General features: G+C 62.1%; 15 protein-coding genes and 1 pseudogene. 4 read left to right on the top strand and 12 right to left on the bottom strand.

The window, feature by feature from the left end; all coding sequences use genetic code 11:
• The first annotated feature begins 5 nt into the window (after positions 1 to 5).
• Complete coding sequence (locus tag EET67_RS08745) at positions 6 to 1,136, top strand: NADH:flavin oxidoreductase/NADH oxidase (RefSeq protein WP_128625767.1); 1,131 nt, start codon at positions 6 to 8, stop codon at positions 1,134 to 1,136.
• A 61-nt stretch (positions 1,137 to 1,197) separates the two neighbouring features.
• Here EET67_RS08745 and EET67_RS08740 read toward each other — a convergent pair whose 3' ends face one another.
• The gene (locus EET67_RS08740; RefSeq protein ID WP_128625766.1) at positions 1,198 to 2,490 is read right to left on the bottom strand and encodes an NAD(P)/FAD-dependent oxidoreductase; all 1,293 of its coding nucleotides are present in this window, start codon (positions 2,488 to 2,490) and stop codon (positions 1,198 to 1,200) included.
• A gap of 225 nt (positions 2,491 to 2,715) precedes the next feature.
• Between EET67_RS08740 and EET67_RS08735 the strand changes: the two genes are divergently transcribed.
• Together EET67_RS08735 and EET67_RS08730 are read left to right on the top strand one after the other, a co-directional pair.
• Positions 2,716 to 4,755 carry a hydantoinase/oxoprolinase family protein gene (locus EET67_RS08735; protein WP_165899840.1) on the top strand — a complete coding sequence of 680 codons (2,040 nt, stop codon included), beginning with the start codon at positions 2,716 to 2,718 and terminating at the stop codon, positions 4,753 to 4,755.
• Position 4,756: 1 nt separating this feature from the next.
• Positions 4,757 to 6,403, top strand: coding sequence for a hydantoinase B/oxoprolinase family protein (locus EET67_RS08730; protein WP_165899839.1), 1,647 nt, complete (start codon positions 4,757 to 4,759; stop codon positions 6,401 to 6,403).
• 163 nt (positions 6,404 to 6,566) lie between these two features.
• On the opposite strand, the gene EET67_RS08725 is transcribed toward EET67_RS08730, so the two are convergent.
• The 5 genes from EET67_RS08725 to EET67_RS08705 form a co-directional block, all read right to left on the bottom strand.
• A complete protein-coding gene (locus EET67_RS08725; protein ID WP_128625763.1) occupies positions 6,567 to 7,460 on the bottom strand; it encodes a LysR substrate-binding domain-containing protein in 894 nt (297 codons plus the stop codon).
• Positions 7,461 to 7,642: 182 nt separating this feature from the next.
• On the bottom strand, positions 7,643 to 8,500 hold the full coding sequence (locus tag EET67_RS08720) for an HTD2 family dehydratase (protein WP_128626137.1): 858 nt from the start codon (positions 8,498 to 8,500) through the stop codon (positions 7,643 to 7,645).
• 2 nt (positions 8,501 to 8,502) lie between these two features.
• On the bottom strand, positions 8,503 to 9,621 hold the full coding sequence (locus tag EET67_RS08715; protein ID WP_128625762.1) for a CaiB/BaiF CoA transferase family protein: 1,119 nt from the start codon (positions 9,619 to 9,621) through the stop codon (positions 8,503 to 8,505).
• 10 nt (positions 9,622 to 9,631) lie between these two features.
• Positions 9,632 to 10,804 carry an acyl-CoA dehydrogenase family protein gene (locus EET67_RS08710; protein ID WP_128625761.1) on the bottom strand — a complete coding sequence of 391 codons (1,173 nt, stop codon included), beginning with the start codon at positions 10,802 to 10,804 and terminating at the stop codon, positions 9,632 to 9,634.
• 40 nt (positions 10,805 to 10,844) lie between these two features.
• Positions 10,845 to 12,230, bottom strand: coding sequence for an MmgE/PrpD family protein (locus tag EET67_RS08705; RefSeq protein WP_128625760.1), 1,386 nt, complete (start codon positions 12,228 to 12,230; stop codon positions 10,845 to 10,847).
• A gap of 154 nt (positions 12,231 to 12,384) precedes the next feature.
• Here EET67_RS08705 and EET67_RS08700 point away from each other — a divergent pair, with 154 nt between their 5' ends.
• The gene (locus EET67_RS08700; protein WP_128625759.1) at positions 12,385 to 13,296 is read left to right on the top strand and encodes a LysR family transcriptional regulator; all 912 of its coding nucleotides are present in this window, start codon (positions 12,385 to 12,387) and stop codon (positions 13,294 to 13,296) included.
• Positions 13,297 to 13,593: 297 nt separating this feature from the next.
• Here EET67_RS08700 and EET67_RS26620 read toward each other — a convergent pair.
• The 6 genes and pseudogenes from EET67_RS26620 to EET67_RS08675 form a co-directional block, all read right to left on the bottom strand.
• Positions 13,594 to 14,062, bottom strand: a pseudogene (locus tag EET67_RS26620) (HAD-IA family hydrolase); the annotation flags it as partial.
• A gap of 79 nt (positions 14,063 to 14,141) precedes the next feature.
• Complete coding sequence (gene tnpC, locus EET67_RS08695) at positions 14,142 to 15,674, bottom strand: IS66 family transposase (protein ID WP_128625758.1); 1,533 nt, start codon at positions 15,672 to 15,674, stop codon at positions 14,142 to 14,144.
• Positions 15,675 to 15,743: 69 nt separating this feature from the next.
• Positions 15,744 to 16,100, bottom strand: a complete 357-nt coding sequence (gene tnpB, locus EET67_RS08690) for an IS66 family insertion sequence element accessory protein TnpB (RefSeq protein ID WP_128625757.1) — start codon at positions 16,098 to 16,100, stop codon at positions 15,744 to 15,746.
• Positions 16,097 to 16,525: an IS66-like element accessory protein TnpA gene (gene tnpA, locus EET67_RS08685; RefSeq protein WP_128625756.1), complete on the bottom strand. Its 429-nt coding sequence runs from the start codon at positions 16,523 to 16,525 to the stop codon at positions 16,097 to 16,099. Before tnpA ends, tnpB begins: the two co-directional genes overlap by 4 nt.
• Before the next feature lie 123 nt (positions 16,526 to 16,648).
• A complete protein-coding gene (locus EET67_RS08680; protein ID WP_128625755.1) occupies positions 16,649 to 17,782 on the bottom strand; it encodes an alpha-hydroxy acid oxidase in 1,134 nt (377 codons plus the stop codon).
• Positions 17,783 to 17,864: 82 nt separating this feature from the next.
• Entirely contained in the window at positions 17,865 to 18,548 is a 684-nt protein-coding gene (locus EET67_RS08675) for a GntR family transcriptional regulator (protein WP_128625754.1), read from the bottom strand.
• Positions 18,549 to 18,619 lie beyond the last annotated feature (71 nt).

The raw sequence follows: 18,619 nt of genomic DNA, 5'->3' as shown, positions 1-18,619 counted from the left end.
GTACCATGACGAGCAAATTGTTCTCGCCGATCCGGCTGGCAGGCCTGGAATTGCCGAACCGCATCGCGGTATCGCCAATGTGCCAGTACAGCGCCGATGACGGCAGTGCCTCATCTTGGCATCTGGCGCATCTGGGCACGCTCTCCGGTTCGGGTGCGGGCGCGCTTGTCGTCGAGGCGACCGCCGTGGAGCGCATCGGGCGCATCACCCATGGCTGCCTGGGTCTATACAGCGACGAGAACGAGGCGGCGCTGGCCAAAGTCATTGCCCATTGTCGAGCCCACGGTTCGGCCAAACTCGGCATCCAACTCAGCCATGCCGGCCGTAAGGCTTCGTCGCAAAAAGCGTGGGAAGGCGGCAAGGCACTGGGAGCCGCCGAGTCCCCATGGGCGACGGTGTCGCCATCCGCATTGGCTTTTGCCGATGGCTGGCATACGCCTTCCGCCATGCAGGTCGAAGATCTCGATCGCGTGCGCATGGCGCATGCGGATGCCGCTCTCAGGGCGCAGCGCATCGGCTTCGATCTGCTGGAGATCCATGCCGCGCACGGCTATCTGCTGCACCAGTTCCTCTCGGCCACCTCCAACCGACGCACCGATGAATATGGTGGCAGCCTGGAGAACCGGATGCGTTATCCGCTGGAGGTCATTCGTGCCGCGCGCGCGGTCTGGCCCAAGGAGCGGCCGTTGGGCGTCCGGATCACTGGCCGCGACTGGCTGGAGGGCGGGATCGATCTCGACGAAGCGATTGCCTTCGCAAAGGCGCTGAAATCAGAGGGCGTGGATTATGTCTGCGTCACCAGCGGCGGACTGGCGGCAACGGCCATCCCACAGATCGGTCCCGGTTATCAGGCCCATCTCGCCGATGCTGTGAAGCTGGGCGCGGACATTCCGACACGCGCGGTGGGGCTGATCGCCACGCCGCAGCAGGCCGAAGCAGTGATCGCGGAAGGCACGGCGGACATGGTGGCGCTGGGACGCGCCTTCCTTGACAATCCGCACTGGGGCTGGCTTGCAGCGCGTACGCTGGGCGCCGATGTCGAGCGGCCGCTCCAATACCAGCGGGCGACCCCGAAGTTCTGGCCGGGCGCTGCCTATGCGGAAATACTGGAGAAATCCTTGGTGGCAGCGGAATAGCGAACTCTCTGCACACCCGGTATCGGCAGGCGCCAGGTCTCCTGGCACCTGCTGCAAAATGCTAGGGCAGGAAGATATCCTGGAGCTTCTTGCCTTGAAGGGCGGCGGCGAGGCCGAGCGCCCGAAAGGCGTGGAAGGGTATGCCGCTAACCGGCACAACGGGCAGGGGCAGCGAATCCGGGTGCCGGTCCATCGCACGCTCGGCAAGCGACTTGCCCATCATGGTTGCCATGGCCACACCGCGTCCGTTGAAGCCGATCCCGGCGAAAAGCCCGGCAGCCAACTCATGCACATGCGGCAGGTGATCAAGCGTCAGGGCGACGAGGCCGCTCCAGCGAAAGGAAATTGCAACGTCACGCAATGCGGGGAACGCCCTGTATAGACGCTGTTCCACCGCTCGGAATTCATTAGGCCTGTCCTTGCCGGATTGGGCGCCGCGCCCGCCAAGGATCACCCGTCCGTCGCGATCGATGCCGAACCATGAAATCAGTCGTCTGGTATCGGCCACGGAATGTCCGCCGGGAAGTATGGTCGCCCTGAGGCTGGCGGGCAGGGGCTCCGTGGCAACAACGGAACTCACGATCGGGATGAGAGTGCGTCGTAGCCCTGGCCACAACCCGTCGGTATGCGCGTTCGTGCACACAATGACCCGATGTGCCCTGACAACGCCTTCTGGTGTAGCAATCTCCCAGCGTGTCCCGACGCGTTCAAGTCGCCGCGCCGGGCTACTGGAGAAGATCGAGACGCCGAGGCTTTCTGCGGCCACGGCGAGGCCGCGCACATAAGAGAGCGGGTTGATCTGGCCGCCCTGCCGATTGATGAAGCCTCCGACATATCCATGAACACCGGTCAGCGAGGTCAAATCCCGCTCAGTCAACAGTGATATGTCGGCGCCACGCTGCTGCCATTGCGCGGCACGATGCTGTACAGCTTCCAGCCCACGCGGGCCGGCCGCGCACTGGATCCAGCCGTTACGACGAGCATCGCAATCGATGCCGTAGTTGTCGATGAGTTCGAAGACGAGATCGGCCGCTTCGGCCGACGCGGCGATCAGCTTCTTGCCTGTTTCCGATCCATAGCGCGCGATGATGTCGTCGGGATCCGAACGAAAACCGGGAACCACCTGGCCGCCATTTCTACCGGAAGCGCCCCAACCGGGTTCGGCCGCGTCGAGCAGAACGATCCGTTCGATTCCCGCTTCCGCCAAATGCAGCGCAGCCGAAAGACCGCAGAAACCCGCACCGATGATCGCGATATCGGCCCGATGCTCCCCCCGCAACTGTGCGCGTTCCGTTGCCGGCGTGGCGGTCGATGCCCACAACGAGTTCGGCATCTTGAGGTTGATCTGGCCCATGAATGTCTGCCTCCCTTTTCGGGGCACATGATAGTCAGGCCCAGCGATCAGCAGAAATCGTGCATTCTGATGCCTTGATCAGGGGAGCTTATGATGTCGTCAAGGACATAAGTGCTCCTGATGTTCTGATCAGCTTATTCGATTTTTCTTATGGAGCCCGTCGATTTAGCGTTGTGTCTCGATGCGGCGTCCTGCCGCCTTTGCAACGATCGGAATGGGACACGTATGCTCAGATTATCGGTAGACGTTGGCGGAACTTTCACGGATCTCGTTCTGGTGGACGACGGCTCGGGCCAGCGCTGGATGGAGAAGGCGCCAACGACCCCAGGCTCTGCCGAGGGCGTCATGCATGGGTTGAAGCAGCTTGCTGCTCGGGCACAGGCTAAAATCGAGGATATCGACCTGTTCGTCCACGGCTTCACCATCGCCACCAATGCCTGGATCACGCGCACCGGCGCTGATGTGCTGCTCCTGGTGACGCGCGGCTTTCGCGACATATTGGAGGTTGCCCACCAGCGGCGCCCGCATATCTACAGCCTGACTGCGCAGAAGCCGGTGCCGCTGGTCGCTCGTTCGCAGGTGGCGGAGGTGAGCGAGCGCATCGATGCTTTCGGCAAGATTGTCGAGCCGCTGTCTTCTGACGAGATTGAGCGCATTCTGGCTGAGATCGCCGCCCGGCGCCCGGAGGCGATTGCAGTATCGCTTCTTTTCAGCTTCGCAAACGACACTCATGAGCGTGCGCTGGCGGCTTCTATCCGCGAGCGCTTCCCGGATATTCCGATCTTCCTTTCCTGCGACGTCAATCCGCAGATCGAGGAATATCCGCGCGCCAATACCAGCGCTGCCAGCGCCTATGTCGGGCCGCCCGTTGCGCGTTATACCAAGGCACTCGAGGATGCCGTCGCGAAGGCGGGCATGTATGCAAAACTCGTCTATATGCGCAGCGATGGCGGCGTCGCCACACCAGATTCGGCGCGCCAGAATCCCTGTGCAATGCTGATGTCCGGCCCGGCAGGAGGCGTGATCGCTGCCGTCGAGGCCGGTCGGGCGCTCGGCGTCGAGAACTTGGTTACGCTCGATATTGGCGGAACTTCTGCCGACATCGCGACCATCTCGCGGGGTGCTGCGATGTTGAGCCGTGGCCGCGACGTGGACGGGCTTCCGTTGCGATCGCCGACGCTCGACATCACGGCCATTTCGGCTGGCGGTGGATCGATCGGCCGGGTGGATCGTGGCGGCGCGCTGCATGTCGGGCCGCAATCGGCCGGCTCAGTGCCTGGCCCGGCCTGCTATGGCCGGGGCGGGACCAAGCCGACCCTGACCGACGCCGCCCTGGTGCTGGGCTATCTGGACTCGAAGGCCTTTGCTGGCGGCATCGAGTTGTCGGTGGAAGCTGCTGCACAAGCCATCGACCAGGAGGTCGGCGGGCCGCTGGGCCGCTCCACTCAGGACGCGGCACTCGGAATGTTCGCTATTGCCAATGCCAATATGGGCGAAGCAATCCGCACCCTGGCCATGGAGCGCGGGTATGATTTGCGCGAATTTGCGCTTTTGGCCTTTGGCGGGGCGGGTGGGCTGTTCGGCTCCTTCCTCGTCCAGGATCTCGGCCTGCGCGAACTCATCGTGCCGCCGACGCCCGGCGTATTCGCGGCAATCGGCTTGCAATTCGCCGATATCCGCCACCACAAGCAGATCCCGTTCCCCACACAGCTCGCCAACCTCGATCCGGCCGCCCTTTCGGGAATACTTCTGGCGGCCGAGAACGAACTGCGCGAGCAGCTTTCGCGTGACGGTATCGCAACTGATCGGCAGCGCATCCTGTTTTCGGCGGACCAGCGCTACCAGGGTCAGTATCACGAGATCAACGTGGTGTTGGCTGACGGTTCGGTCAGCACGCTGCCGGATGCCCGTGGCATCGCTGCGCGCTTCCATGAGGCGCATGACCTGGCCTATGGCTATGCCAACCCGGACGCGACCGTCGAGATCACCAATCTGCGTATCGATGCGATAGGCGTTCTCGATAAGCCGACCCTTGGGCAGCATGGCGAGGCCGGCAACCCGCAGCCTGCCGGGACGCGAGATCTGTTCTTTGAGATCGGCGGAGCGGCGCATCCCACGCCCATCTATCTCCGGGACGATATTGGCCCCGGTTCGACCGTCGAGGGACCGGCCATCATTCAGCAATATGACTCCACCACCGTGGTGTTGCCTGGGCAGGTTGCCGAGGGGGTCGAGCATGGTTTCATTCGTATCAAGGCAGCCTGACATGAACGAGAAAACGACATTCGACGCGCTGACCCGCGATATTTTCCAGCGCCGGCTGATCGGCATCGCGGAGGAAATGTCCGCGTCGCTGCGCAGGGCTTCCTACTCCTCGATCATCTGGGACATGTATGATTATTCCTGCGCCATCCTTTCGCCGGACGGCGAAATCCTGGCCCAGGCAGAGACGATCCCCGCGCAACTCGGCATCCTGCAGGTTGCGTGCCGCGACGTCGTCAAGGTCATCCCGCTGGAGACGTGGGAAGACGGCGATGCCATTATCTGCAATGACCCCTATCAGGGCTGCACGCATACTCCGGATATCGTACTGTTCAGCCCGGTGATTCATGATGGAAAACTGGTGGCGATCGCCGCGACCATCGCCCATCACGTCGATATCGGCGGCAAGACGCCATGCACGACTGCGCCGGACAACACTGAAGTGTTTGGGGAGGGCCTCATCTTCCCGCCGCTGCGCCTTGTCAGCAAAGGCGTTCCCAACGACGATCTTTTCCGCATGCTGGCGGCGAATGTGCGACATCCGCAATCCTCGCTCGGAGACCTGCGCGCGCAGATCGCGGGTTGCCGGACTGCCGAGAGAAGATTGAAGGAGCTTGCGGCACGCTACGGAACGAATTTGTTCCTGCAACTGAACGATGCCGTTCTCGCTTATGGCGAAAATTACATGACCGCCGCCCTTCGTGAGCGCGAAGGCGTCGTCGTCAGCGCCACGGTGCAGATCGAGGATGAGATTGCCTCTGACGAACCCATCACGATGGTCTGCCGTGCCAGCGTTTCGGATGGGTGCATCCAGGTCGACTTCTCCGGTACCAGCGACCAGCGGGCCAATGCGCTCAACTGTCCCTATGCCTCGACAGTGTCGCTGGCCAGCTACGCGGTAAAGACAGCCTTTGCCCCCGATAGTCCGCAAAATGGCGGCTTCATGCGCCCCATCCATGTCATCGCGCCGCGTGGCTCGGTGCTGAACCCCAAGCGCCCCGCTGCGGTCGGCAGCCGGCACTATGCCGCGCAGGCGGTCGCCGAAGTTGTGCTGCGCGCACTTTGCCGGATGCCCGGCGTGGCTGGCTATGCCGGTTCGCAGATATCCTTCCCCGCCGTCAAAGCGGGCGGTTTCGACACCAGGCCGGAACGCCGCAATGCAAATGGTGAGGCTCCCTATTTCATCATCACCGACATCATGGGGGGCGGCAGCGGTGCGACTGCCCAGGGCGACGGCCTCAATGCCATCGATACACATGGTGGCAATTGCTCAATCCTGTCGGCTGAAATCATGGAGACGGCGAGCCCTGTCCGCGTCCTTCGCACGGAACTGGTCGAGGGCTCCGGCGGCAAGGGTGCTCATGAGGGCGGCATGGCGCTGAGGCGTGAATATGAATTGCTGTGCGACGGCGTCAACGTGAACGTCTATGTCCAGCAGATGCGCGACTATGCCCGCCCGTGGGGCGAGGCCGGCGGTGCTCCGGGGCAGGCGGCCGGCTCCCATCTTAATCCGGGAACCGACCGGGAAACCGCATTGCCGCCAAAGGCGTTGGCTCTCACGCCCGGCAAGGGCGCGGTCATCCGCCTCCAAAGCTCGGGCGGCGGCGGCTGGGGCGATCCCGCCGATCGGGTAGAGGGACAAAGCGCCTAGCCCAGAGGCAAAGCCTCATGGATTGTCTTCGGGCTGACTGGGGACAATCCATCAAAACTCATAGCTGGAGCGGCGGACCGGGGATAAATCCGGGTCGCCGCTCCATCTGTTTGTGTTGCCGGATTCGTTCGACGCCAGTTGAGTCCACTTGGCTGCAACTTCTCTAAAGCCCAGGAACCGAGGCCAGTTCCTTGCGCAGCAAATGCGCAAACTCTTCTGCTACCAGCGAGCGGGCACGCTGGGCAGGAAAGAAAAGTGCAAGATCGAAATGGATTACCGGCTCGAACGGCCGGACGGCGATTGCGTCGCTCTGCGCGGCCAGCAGGTTGATCGGGTCCGCCAGCGCCAGTCCTGCGCCGTGGGCAACGAGTTCCAGAGCCACCGAAAACATATCGACCTCGAAGGCGCGGTTGAACCGTGCTCCAGCCTCGGCGAAGGCCCGTTCGAGGGAAACGGTCGAGTGATGCCAGACCGGCATGGTCACGATGGGCTGGCCGTCAAGGATGCCGGGCGTGAGGATTTCCCTGTCGGCGAGGGGATGTCCTGCCGGAAGGACGCAGACAAGCCGCTGCGGTAACGCCTCGAAATGCAGGAGCGGATTCGGTTCGGTTGGCATCTCCGCTATGCCGAGATCGTAGTGCTGTGTTGCCATCCATTCCTGGATACGCTTGGATTCGCGCGTGACAATGGAGACGTTCACCTCGGGATGGCTGCGCGAGAAAGCAGCCGCCACGCACGGCAGCAGATGCATTGCCGGTCCATATATGGAAGCGATGCGCAGGCTGCCGACGCCACGCCGGGCGATCTGGTCGGCGCGACGCTTCAGATTGGAAAGGCTCTCGAAGGTTTTCTCGGCTTCGTCGGCAAGCAGCAGCGCTTCGGGCGTGGGAAATATCCGGCCTTGGCGTCGCTCGAAAAGTTTGAACCCCAAGGACTCTTCGAGATTTGAAATGAGCATGCTCACCGCCGGCTGGGTGACATTGAGCACCTCTGCCGCACGGGTTATCGAGTTCGTGAAAATGACAGCGCGAAAAGCGACGATTTCTCGAAAATTCATAGTGTTCTTGCTTGCAGTTCCATTGCAGATGACTGGTCATCTGAACGGCCCGAGCAGACGGGAACGGGAATGTTCCTCGGGCGCCAGTTGCTACCGTTTCCAACGGTCAAGCAATCGTCGGCAACTGTCAATTACCGCTTGGGCATGATCTGTCAAGGCTCAGCCCAAATGGTCCTGCCTTGCTAGAATTGAATTGAAGCGTTCATCGTCGCGATACCCTGCCGGTCGGCGCACCACAGATCGATGCCATTGGCCGTACGGTTCGCATTGACGGTGAAAGCCGCGCCGTGAAACAGCGGCGATACTCCGCGGTACGAGACTTCCCGCGGCTGTTGCCCCTCGTGGAGCCGCGCTGCCATGTGCAGCATCAGCGTCGCCTGGAGGGGGCCATGCACGACGAGACCCGGATAGCCTTCCACATCGCGCGCATAGTCGAGATCGTAGTGGATGCGGTGACCGTTGAAGGTAAGCGCCGAATAGCGGAACAGCAGCGTCGTGGTGGCTTCGACCGTCTCTGTGTGATCGGCAGTCTGTGCAGGTTTCGGCGCCGACGCATCGAGGCGCCGCGAAGGGGCAGGGCCCTTCGCTGCTTCCTCCATGTTCCGGTAGACGATGTCCTGGCGCTCCGTAATGGCGGTTTTCCCGTCGCTCTCGATGGAATGCTCGACGGTCACGAAGACGAGTTCTCCGCTACGCCCGGTCTTGTGGGTCACATCGGCAATGCGCGAGGCGCGCGTCACCTCTGCGCCAGCACGCAGCGGATGGTGAAAGGCCATTTTTCCCCCGGCCCACATGCGACGCGGCAGCGGCACCGGCGGCAGGAAGCCACCGCGCGCTGGGTGTCCGTCGGAGCCGAGTTCATCCGAAGGCACGGCCGGCGGTGCAAGGCACCAGTGGATGGCAAGCGGCGCGGCATCGGGCATGCGGTGCGCCGAACTGCCCAGCGTCGCCTCGAACCGTTCAACCAGATTTGGCGTAATGGTTTCGCAAATCCGCTCCTTGCGGCCGATCCATTGCCGAAGATAATCGGTATCTACCATGCTCACGACGTTCCCTCCGCAAATTCCTGTCGCACTTCATCCGTATGCGCGCCGAGTGCTGGCACCGGCCCGCCCTTGATCTCCCGGCGCACTGGCGAAGCGACGCCGTCGAAGGAGCCACCCGGTATCTCCACCAAAACGCGACGCAGCGCCGGATGGTTGGAAAGGTCGGCGACCGTGGAAACATTGGACCAGGCCAGCTTGTTTGCCTCCAGCCTCTCGATTGCCTGCGCCCGCGTCAGCTGTCCGAATATCGCGGCCAGTATCTTGCCCAGCGCCAGGCGATTTTCGACACGCTTCGGGTTGTCGCAATAGCGCGGATCGTCGATGAGGTCCGGCCGATCGAGCACGCCTTCGCAAAAGCGGCGCCATTCGCCTGGGTTCTGGACCACTATGACGGTCTCGCCGTCGCGACAGGCGACACTGCCGTAAGGAAAGATCGCGGCGTGGGCGAGGCCGGTGCGCGGTGTTGCCCTGCCGCCATAGTCGTGGTGAAGCAGCGGGACGCTCATAATGTCGGCCATGGCGTCGAACATGGCGATTTCAATCGCCTTGCCTCTCCCGGTCCGGGAGCGCTCGATCAGCGCCTCCAGGATCGCGGCATGGGCGTTGACGCCGGTCATCACATCTGCCATCGAAACCCCGACCTTGACCGGTGTTTCCGGCGTACCGGTGACGGCACAGATCCCGCTTTCGGCCTGGATCAGCATGTCGTAGGCGCGCATGTCGCGGGCGACGCTATCTTGCCGGTAGCCAACGATATCGACGGCGATCAGCCGTTCGAACCGTGCCGCAAGATCGGCAGAGCCAAGCCCGAGCCGCTGCGCTGCGCCCGGAGCAAGGTTCTGCACGAACACGTCCGCCTTGGCGACCAGCCTTTCCACCAAGGCGCGGTCGGCCGTGTCCTTGATGTCGAGCACGGTGCTCTCCTTGCCGCGATTCAGCCAGGCGAAATAGGCGCTCGTGCCGTGCACGGCCTTGTCGTAGTGGCGAGCGGTCTCACCCTCCGCGCGCTCGATTTTGATCACCCGCGCGCCGGCATCGGCCAGGCGCAGGGTGCAGGTCGGTGCGGCAACGGCCTGCTCGATGGAGACAACCAGCAATCCTTGGAGCGGAAGCATCGGCGAGGCCTCAATAGGAGCGTGGCATGCCGAGCACGTGCTCGGAGACATAGCTGAGGATGAGGTTGGTCGAGATCGGCGCGACCTGGTAAAGTCGCGTCTCGCGGAACTTGCGTTCCACGTCGTACTCCTCGGCAAAAGCAAAGCCGCCATGCGTCTGCACGCAGGCTTCCGCCGCCGCCCAGGAGGCCTCGGCCGCCAGCATCTTGGCCATATTGGCCTGCTCGCCGCAGTCCTGCCCCTTCTCGAACAGGGATGCGGCCTGGTGGACCATCAGTTCGGCTGCGCGCATCTGCGCATAAGAGCGTGCAATCGGGAACTGGACGCCCTGGTTCTGACCGATCGGACGGCCGAACACCTGACGCTCGCTCGCATAGGCGGAGGCCTTTTCGATAAACCATTTGGCATCGCCGATGCATTCGGCCGCGATCAGGATACGCTCGGCGTTCATGCCCGACAGGATGTAGCGGAAGCCTTTGCCTTCCTCGCCGATCAGGTTTTCGGCGGGCACCCGCACATTGTCGAAGAACACTTCCGTCGTGGCGTGGTTCATCATGGTGCGGATCGGCTTGATCGTCATGCCACTCTTCAGCGCTTCGCGCATGTCTACGATGAAGACCGACATGCCGTCGGTGCGCTTGGCCGCCTGTTCCTTTGGCGTGGTGCGGGCAAGCAGCAGCATCAGGTCTGAATGCTCGGCACGCGAGGTCCATACCTTCTGGCCGTTCACCACATAGTGGTCGCCGTCTCGTCTGGCGAAGGTCTTGATCGAGGTCGTGTCTGTCCCGCTAGTCGGCTCGGTGACGCCGAAGGCCTGCAGGCGCAGTTCACCGGAAGCGATGCCGGGGAGGTATTTCTGTTTCTGCTCCTCGTTGCCGTGCCGCAGAAGCGCGCCCATGATATACATCTGCGCATGACAGGCTGCACCGTTGGCGCCGGCGTGCTGCACTTCTTCAAGGATAGCTGCGGCGGCAGAGAGCGGCAGGCCGGAGCCGCCATATTCCTCCGGGATGAGCACCGACAAATAGCCGGCATCGGATAGCGCCTTCACAAATTCGCTCGGGTAGGCGTGATCGCGATCGAGCTGACGCCAATATTCCGGCGGGAAGGATTCGCAGAGCTTCCTTACGCTCTGCCTGATCTGCCCGATTTCCTCGCCTTGTGGAATGTCTCTGATGCTCATGGGGGTGTCCTGGTCTCTTGTCTGGTGTGTGGGGAACCGCTCAGCCTGCGTCCGGCCGGGCCGGCATGAGCGGCCCGATCGAATTGGCGCGGTCGATCTGCCACAGGCGAGGCAGCATGGCGTCCATGTCATTTACGTCGGCGGCGCCGCTGAAGGCTGCAAGACCGCGTACCTTGCCGTCGATCTCGTCTCGGGTAAGTGTGTTGCCGGGATCGCCCTTCGGCTCGTCAACACGCGCCTCTATCCTGCGCCCGTCGGTGGTCTCGACCAGAACCTTGCCGATCCAGCAAGCAGGATAGGCAGTGTTAACCTCGTCGTCGAGTACCATGCGGACGCGGTCGCGGAAGGCGGTGACTTCCGGGCGGGCATAGCCCTTCTCGAATTCATCCATGCCGGCACGGCCATAGGCGGCAATAAGGCCGAGCGTGGTTCCCATCGAGAACTTTGCCTGGTGGACGGTCGACGGCGAAACGACCGGCCCCAGAACATCGATGGCCCCCTGGTGGACGAGGGTGGTCACGCTGCCGATGTCGGCCATGCCGAGATCGTTGTCGCGCATGGCCTTCAAAAGCGCGTCGGCCGCAGGATGAGTGTGGCGGCAGGATGCATGGAACTTGAACGACGTCTCCGCCAGCGTCCAGCGTACTCCCAGCCGATCGGTCAGGCGCGCCGGGTCGGCGTCGCTCGACATGCCGGCGGCCATACCTTGCCGGCCTTCGAGGATCTGCTTTGCGCCGGTGAAGCCGTCCTTCGCGAGGTAGGCCGCGACCAGGCCGTTGGCGGCGGCCTTGCCGGTGTGCAGGGGCTTGGAATCGGCGGCGTCGCGCAGGAATTCCCACAAGCCGGCCGCTTGCGTTCCGGCAGATCCGAAGGCATCGAGCATCGAAGCGGGCGACAGGCCGAGCAGCCGCCCGGTCGCGGCCGCCGCCGCCAATGCCCCGGCCGTGCCGGTGGTGTGGAAGATCTTGTAGTGGGAACGACCGAGAAATTCTCCGACGCGGATGCCCACTTCATAGCCGGCCGTCACGGCGGCGATGAAGTCCTGCCCTGAAGCTCGATTTGCCTGCGCGACAGCAAGAGCGGCCGGAAACACCACGGCGGCCGGGTGGAAGACCGAGCCGTTGTGGACATCGTCCTGCTCGGCGATATGCGAGGACGCACCGTTGACGAGGGCTGCGAAGAAAGGCGAGGAAAAGCTGCCGTCGATGAGGATTTCGCTCAAGCCTTCCGACGGCCCCATGCTCTTGGAAAAAGCGGCGATCGTTTCGACCGGACGTGCGCCTTTGCCGGCCAGCGCCGATCCGACCCAATCGACGAAGAGATCGACGGCACGGCCCACGACCGGGGTTGGAATATCCTTGAACCGCAGGTTGGCGGCGAATGCGGCAAGTTCCGCGCTTGGCGAGGTCTGCGAGGTTTTGTCCATTGTTTTTCCTTGTGCGCCGGCGAGCTTGTTCCTGGCGCGGTAGCAGCACGCGGCTTAAGTCCGCTATCCAGCATGTGGCACCGCCATCCGCAATTTGTTATTCGGAAAGGGTGCATTCAGCAGCGGCAAACACGGCAGCTTGCAAGGAAATCCTATGGCCAGCCTTCGCTACGATCTCGTGGATCTACGCCTGTTCGTCTGCATTGCCGAAGCAGGCAATCTGACACGCGGGGCAGAGCGCGCCCATCTTTCGGTCGGGGCCGCGTCGTTGCGCGTGAAGAACCTGGAAGAAGCGCTCGGTGCGTTGCTTTTTGTCCGGCGCAGCCAGGGCGTGACGCTAACCCCCGCCGGGGAAACTTTGCTCACCCATGCTCGCAGGGTATTCCGGGATCTTGAGCGGCTCCATGGCGACCTGCAAATTTATTCGCGTGGCCTCAAGGGCAATGTGCGCATCCTCGCCAATACGACCGCCATCACCGAAATCCTGCCGGCCGCCCTTGGCTCGTTCCTGGCTTCCCACCAGCATGTCGATATCGAACTCGAAGAGCGGCTGAGCCCGGAGATCGCGCGCGCGATCGCGGATGGGAGTGCCGATATAGGCATCCTCGCCGGCAATATCCGCACCGACGAATTGGAGGTGATTCCTTACCAGAAGGACAGCCTTGTGCTGGCGGTACCGCTGGACCATCCGCTCGCCTCGCTGGGCATGGTCGACTTTGCCGAGGCAGCGACGCTAAGCTTCGTCTCGCTGCAGCAGGGAAGCGCCATCCACGGCTTCATGGGCAACATCGTCGCCCAAATGGGTGGCAGCCTCGACATCCGCATCAAGGTCTCGGGCTTCGAGTCGCTCTGCCGTATGGTCGAGGCCGGTGTCGGTGTCGGCATACTTCCCGGTTCCGTTGCAAACCGGCTGAAGACGAGCCATGCGATCGCGGTGGTGCGGCTCTCGAACCCCTGGGCAGTACGCGAACTCAAGATCTGCGTGCAGCGGCTGGAAGATCTGCCTTCTTTCGGCCGCGAGCTGGTCGACCATCTGGTCGCTCAAGCAAACCACTTCGCCCGGTAGACGACCGAACGAGGTGCTCAGCCGGCAGGTCGAATCAACATTTCCTCTGATGCGTTCGAAGGACGACCATCTGCGACCCTCGCATTCCGGCAAATACTGGACGGAGATTGTCCAACCGCATCGAAGGTCAGGAAAACACAGCCGAAGCTTTGAAGGGGAGAATTAAATGAAGGTGGTACGCCAACCGAGGCGAATATGCGAACGTCTATGTTGTTGAAATCAATCATTGATACAGCAAAACCTACTGGCCAACTCTCTGGCGGGCGATCTGCGTCCGCCAGAGGTCATATAGCTCTGTTATTCGGCACGCTTGGCGTCGACGGCGTCTGCAAAATCCTTCATCGGCTTGAGTGGAAAGTGGGCTTGGTCAACCTTTCCGGCACCGGAGTGGCTCCAAAACCTTCCATGCCCTCCCGGCGTTCGATCCAGCAGGTCGAATAGCCGAGCTCTGTGGCAACACCAATATCGTGCCACTGGCTTTGCGCCACATGCAGGATCTCCGACTGTTGTAGCCGAAGGCGAATTGGAGGCCCAAATCGTACGCGAAGTAGAGCGAGTCGGGCTTGTGAACTCCTGTTTCCTCTGATGTCAGCGTGTCATGGAACGGGAATCCCGATGCAGTATGGTACGCTGACAAGGAGGTTCGATCGACATTAGTCATCGAAAGGCGGAAGGTCTTGCGCAAACGATACAGTGTATCGACCGAATCGGAAAATGCTGGCCAGAATGGAACTGACGCTTGAAAGCGCTCGCCGCTTAATTCGTCGTTTCACCAACTCGGCCGTGAACGCCCGGTAGACATCGTCCGCACGCTTAAAGGCATCAAATATTTGTAAGCGGTGTTCTCAGGCCACGGCCTCAAGCTGGGGAGTGGCGATGTAGGCCCAGGGCAGGAGATCGTCGATCTGGCTATTTGGGTGGCCGTTGACGATCCTGGCGAGCACGTCGGCGAGGTAGCCGAGCGGCTCGACGTCGTTCAGCTTGCACGTCTCGATCAGCGAAGCGACGACGGCCCAGTGCTCGGCACCGCCGTCAGAGCCCGCGAAGAGTGTGTTCTTTCGGTTGAGCGCGATCGGGCGGATCGACCGCTCGACGGTATTGGAGTCGAGCTCGATGCGGCCGTCGTCGAGAAAGCGAGCGAGCCCGTCCCAGCGTGACAGCGTATAGCGGATCGCCTCGGCGAGCTTCGTCTTCTGGCTGATCAGGCCGAGCTTCTCGCGCAGCCACGGCTCGAACTCGGCCAGGATCGGCCGGCTCCTTTCCTGGCGCACGGCACGACGAGCGTCTGCTGGCTGGCCGCGGATGTCGTCCTCGACGCGATAGAGCTCTGCAATGCGCCGGAGCGCCTCGCTCGCGATCGGTGTTGGGCCGGCTGCGGCGAGCTCGTAGAAGCGCCGGCGCACGTGTGCCCAGCAGAAGGCGAGCGTCGCGCCGCTCTTGTCGGCGAGCACCCGATAGCCACCATATCCGTCGACCTGCAGAATTCCGGCAAAGCCCGCCAGATGAGCGATCGGTCGCTCCGCTTTGCGGTCCGGCGCATAGACATACGCCACGCCCGGCGGATCGTCGCCTTCCCACGGTCGATCATCACGGGCATAGGCCCAGAGCTGCCCGGTCTTGGTCTTGCCGCGGCCGGGATCCAGCACCGGCGCCGTGGTCTCGTCGGCAAAGAGTTTCGGCGAGGCTTTCAGCTTTTCCAGCAACCGCTCGTGGACCGGACGCAGATGCCAGGCCGCGCGGCCTACCCAGTCGGCGAGCGTGGAGCGGTCGAGGTTGATGCCCTGCCGGGCGTAGATCTGCGCCTGACGATAGAGCGGCAGGTGGTCGGCATACTTGGAGACCAGAACCTGGGCGACCGTCGCCTCGGTTGGCAGACCGCCTTCGATCAGCCGCGCGGGTGCCGAAGCTTGCACGACCACGTCCTCGCAGGCACGACAGGCGTATTTGGGCCGGCGCACGACGATCACGCGCAACTGCGCCGGCACGATGTCGAGCCGTTCGCTGACGTCTTCGCCGATCCGATGAAGTCCGTTGCGGCAGCATGGGCAGGCATGGTCCTCGATGTCGACGACCATCTCGATGCGCGGCAGATGCGGCGGCAGCGCCCCCCGGTTCGTCCGCCGCTTTGCGGTACGCTCCCTGCGTGCGGCAGGATCGGCACGTTCGGCCTCTTCCTCGCCTGCCGCCTCGATCTGCTCAGCCTCCTCGAGGCCAAGAAGCAGTTGATCTTCGGGCAGGCTCTCGGCCCGGCGGCCGAAGCGGTGACGCTGCAATTCCTTAATGATCTGGGTCAGGCGAGCATTCTCGACATCGCGCGCCAGGACCATCGCCTTCAGCACATCCGGATCGTCGGGAAGCTGGTCCGCCGTCATTGCCATGATCGGATGAGACCATATTCGCCAGTTCCGGGCGACAGCGGAATCGAGACTGATTCATTTGGTCGCGGATCAACCTGCCTGCGCCGGAGCGCGGGTCCGGCGGGCTTCATGGACACGCCGCCAATCAAGCCCTTCAAGCAGCGCCGATAACTGCGCGGCCGTCAGCCGCATCACGCCACCCTGCACTTTCGGCCAGCGGAACTCGCCATCCTCCAGCCGCTTCGCATAGAGGCAGACGCCGGTGCCGTCCCAGAAGATCAGCTTGATCCGATCCGTTCGTTTCGCCCGGAACACATAGACTGCGCCACTGAACGGATCGGCGCCCATCGTCTCGCGCACCAACGCAGCCAGCCCCTCCGCACCCTTGCGGAAGTCCACCGGCTTCGTCGCCACCATGACCTTGACGGCGCCCGTCGGCCCGATCACGACGTTGCCTTCAGCGCACGGATCACCGCCGCAACCGTCTTGGCGTCGGCTCCCCGGCCGACCCGCATGGCGACACCGTCAATCTCAAGCTCGATCACGCCAGCATCTCGGGGAGTCTTTCGCTTCCGTGATGGACGCGTCGGCGCGGGTTCCGGAGGCGGCACCACCGCCGGCACGAAGGCCGGGGATTCCTGCTGCACCGAAGCGACCTGTTTGCGCGCTTCACGCCGCCAGGCGAACACCTGCTGTGGCCTGAGACCATAACGCCGGGCGACTTCCGAAATGATTGCGTTCGGTTCCAGCGTCTCCGCGACGATCCGCGCCTTGTCATCCAGCGACCAGTGACGCCGGCCGCCAGCACCGTTGATCACCTCGAAACGCCGAGGCTGCCGCTCCGGGTCAAGCGTAAGGTCAAGTCCAGACACAAGCCTATCTCCGATCCCAATACAGGATCGGCAACCTCACAGATCGCGATCATTCTTGAAAGGTGGCCCCGAAACACCGCTTACAAATATTTCGTTGTCGAGCATCCAGCACCACACGCAACTCTACTTCGATGGGGCATGAATAACCGAGCGGAATACCTTGCGAACGTCTATACATCCTGTCAGTGCCATGCTAGTATCGAGTTCCTTGCGGATGAGATCGATTACCTTGCTCACGCCAACCTCGCCGGCAGCGGCTAGCCCATAGAGTTGAGCGCGGCCAATCAGGCAGGCTCTAGCACCGAGCGCCAAGGCTTTCAGAACGTCCTGACCGTTTCTAATGCCACCGTCGAGTATCAGCTCAGTTCCATCCAGCGCGTCGGCGATCGCCGGCAAGACGGAAATTGATGACGGTGCGCCGTCGAGCTGGCGCCCCCCATGATTGGATACAACGACGGCGTCCGCCCCCACTTTCAACGCCATACGCGCATCGTTCACGTTGAGTACGCCCTTCACAATCAACTTGCCCTGCCACATCTCGCGAATCCAACCCACGTCGTCCCATGTGAAGGATGGATCGAAAGAATCGGCGACCCATTGAGCAAAGGTCGTCATGCCACTCGTCTTCACATCGCGGAAATTGCCGAAACTGAACCGGCCCGCTTTCGCCACTCCGATCGACCAGCGATATTTCAGTGCCATCTCCATTAAATTCCGAGGAGTCAGGCGGGGCGGTACAACTAGGCCGTTGCGGATGTCTCTGTGCCGCTGCGCCTGCAAGGGCAGATCCACGGTGAGCACGAGCGCGGGACAGCCCGCTGCTTTTGCCCTCTCGATCAATGACCGGGTGAAACCTTGATCGCGCATGACATAGATCTGAAACCAGAATGGACCCGTGGCTTCGGCAACGTCTTCAATCGAGCAGATTGACACAGTGCTGAGGCAATACGGGATTCCCGCGGCCTTTGCCGCGCGGGCGGAATGGATTTCGCCATCTGGATGAAAAAAGCCAGCAAGCCCTGTCGGTGCGATCGCCAGCGGCAGCGCCATCGGCATGCCTGCGATTGAGGTTTCGAATTGGCGACTTGACACGTCGACGAGGACGCGTTGCTCCAGTTTAATTGCCAGCAAATCGTCACGATTCGCGTTCATCGTGCGCTCGTCATAGGATCCGCCGTGCGCATATTCGAAGACCCATTTTGGAATCTTCCTACGGGCAATCCTTTCGAGATCGCTGAGATTCGCAACAGTGCGCATGTGACTTCTCCATCGACGAGCCTGCCCGCCGGCTAGGATCAGGTTTGAGGCGAGCCCTCGCGGGAAACCAACAGGAGTTCGCTTATTCGCAATGCGAATCCAGCAAAGCGACAAGTTTGTTGCCATAGAACAGACTATGGTCACGAAGCTCTTTTTCGGCTTGTTGGGCATTCCCAGCCAAGATGCTTTCCACGATATTGCGGTGCTCGGCGGCTACATCTTGAGGGCTGGGAAGCAAGCCGTTGACAGAGCCGATATAGAGCCGCAGTTGCGTTTCCACCTGCTGGTAGTGCTGGATCAGCCGCCGATGCCCCGACGCCGCGACAATAGTCCGATGAAGATTGAGATCGGCGTCGGCGAGCTCGGCCGGGGAATTGTTGTTCGATGCGGCGATCAGTTCGGTGAATGCCTGCGAAATGCTCTTTTCCGTCTGGGCATTCATCTTTTGGGCGGTTAGCTGGCCGGCCAAGCCCTCGAGGCTCGCACGAAGGGTATAAAGCTCCCAGGCATCATGACTGGAAAGCGGTACGACCTGCCAGCTAGAATACATGTGCTGGACTACCAAACCCTCTGACGCCAACCGGTGTAGGGCGGCGCGGATTGTCCCGCGCGAAAGCCCAAGATCCGCAGCAATCGCCATTTCGGTCAGACGCGTGCCCGGGGCAAGGGAACCAGTAACGATCGCATCGCGCAACCGATTTGCAGCCTTGCGATCGAGGCTTTCGCGAACCACCGGAGTTCGGCCAAGAGTAATTCCATCCGACATGACGCTGCGCCTTGTTGTAGTTGGGTCCAGAATTTGACCGGAATCTGGACCCTGAGTCGTAGAGCTTCCAG

This window comes from Borborobacter arsenicus, assembly GCF_003934165.1.
Taxonomy (GTDB): domain Bacteria; phylum Pseudomonadota; class Alphaproteobacteria; order Rhizobiales; family Rhizobiaceae; genus Pseudaminobacter; species Pseudaminobacter arsenicus.
This window is presented reverse-complemented; position numbering and strand designations above follow the sequence as displayed.

Bases quoted from the DNA above. Each gene is read 5' to 3' on its own strand.
- EET67_RS08740 (WP_128625766.1), bottom strand. From the start codon at position 2,490: ATGGGCCAGATCAACCTCAAGATGCCGAACTCGTTGTGGGCATCGACC.
- EET67_RS08720 (WP_128626137.1), bottom strand. From the start codon at position 8,500: ATGGTAGATACCGATTATCTTCGGCAATGGATCGGCCGCAAGGAGCGG.
- EET67_RS08735 (WP_165899840.1), top strand. From the start codon at position 2,716: ATGCTCAGATTATCGGTAGACGTTGGCGGAACTTTCACGGATCTCGTT.
- EET67_RS08745 (WP_128625767.1), top strand. From the start codon at position 6: ATGACGAGCAAATTGTTCTCGCCGATCCGGCTGGCAGGCCTGGAATTG.
- EET67_RS08700 (WP_128625759.1), top strand. From the start codon at position 12,385: ATGGCCAGCCTTCGCTACGATCTCGTGGATCTACGCCTGTTCGTCTGC.
- EET67_RS08715 (WP_128625762.1), bottom strand. From the start codon at position 9,621: ATGCTTCCGCTCCAAGGATTGCTGGTTGTCTCCATCGAGCAGGCCGTT.
- tnpC (WP_128625758.1), bottom strand. From the start codon at position 15,674: ATGGCAATGACGGCGGACCAGCTTCCCGACGATCCGGATGTGCTGAAG.
- EET67_RS08680 (WP_128625755.1), bottom strand. From the start codon at position 17,782: ATGCGCACTGTTGCGAATCTCAGCGATCTCGAAAGGATTGCCCGTAGG.
- EET67_RS08710 (WP_128625761.1), bottom strand. From the start codon at position 10,804: ATGAGCATCAGAGACATTCCACAAGGCGAGGAAATCGGGCAGATCAGG.
- EET67_RS08725 (WP_128625763.1), bottom strand. From the start codon at position 7,460: ATGAATTTTCGAGAAATCGTCGCTTTTCGCGCTGTCATTTTCACGAAC.
- EET67_RS08705 (WP_128625760.1), bottom strand. From the start codon at position 12,230: ATGGACAAAACCTCGCAGACCTCGCCAAGCGCGGAACTTGCCGCATTC.
- EET67_RS08730 (WP_165899839.1), top strand. From the start codon at position 4,757: ATGAACGAGAAAACGACATTCGACGCGCTGACCCGCGATATTTTCCAG.
- EET67_RS08675 (WP_128625754.1), bottom strand. From the start codon at position 18,548: ATGTCGGATGGAATTACTCTTGGCCGAACTCCGGTGGTTCGCGAAAGC.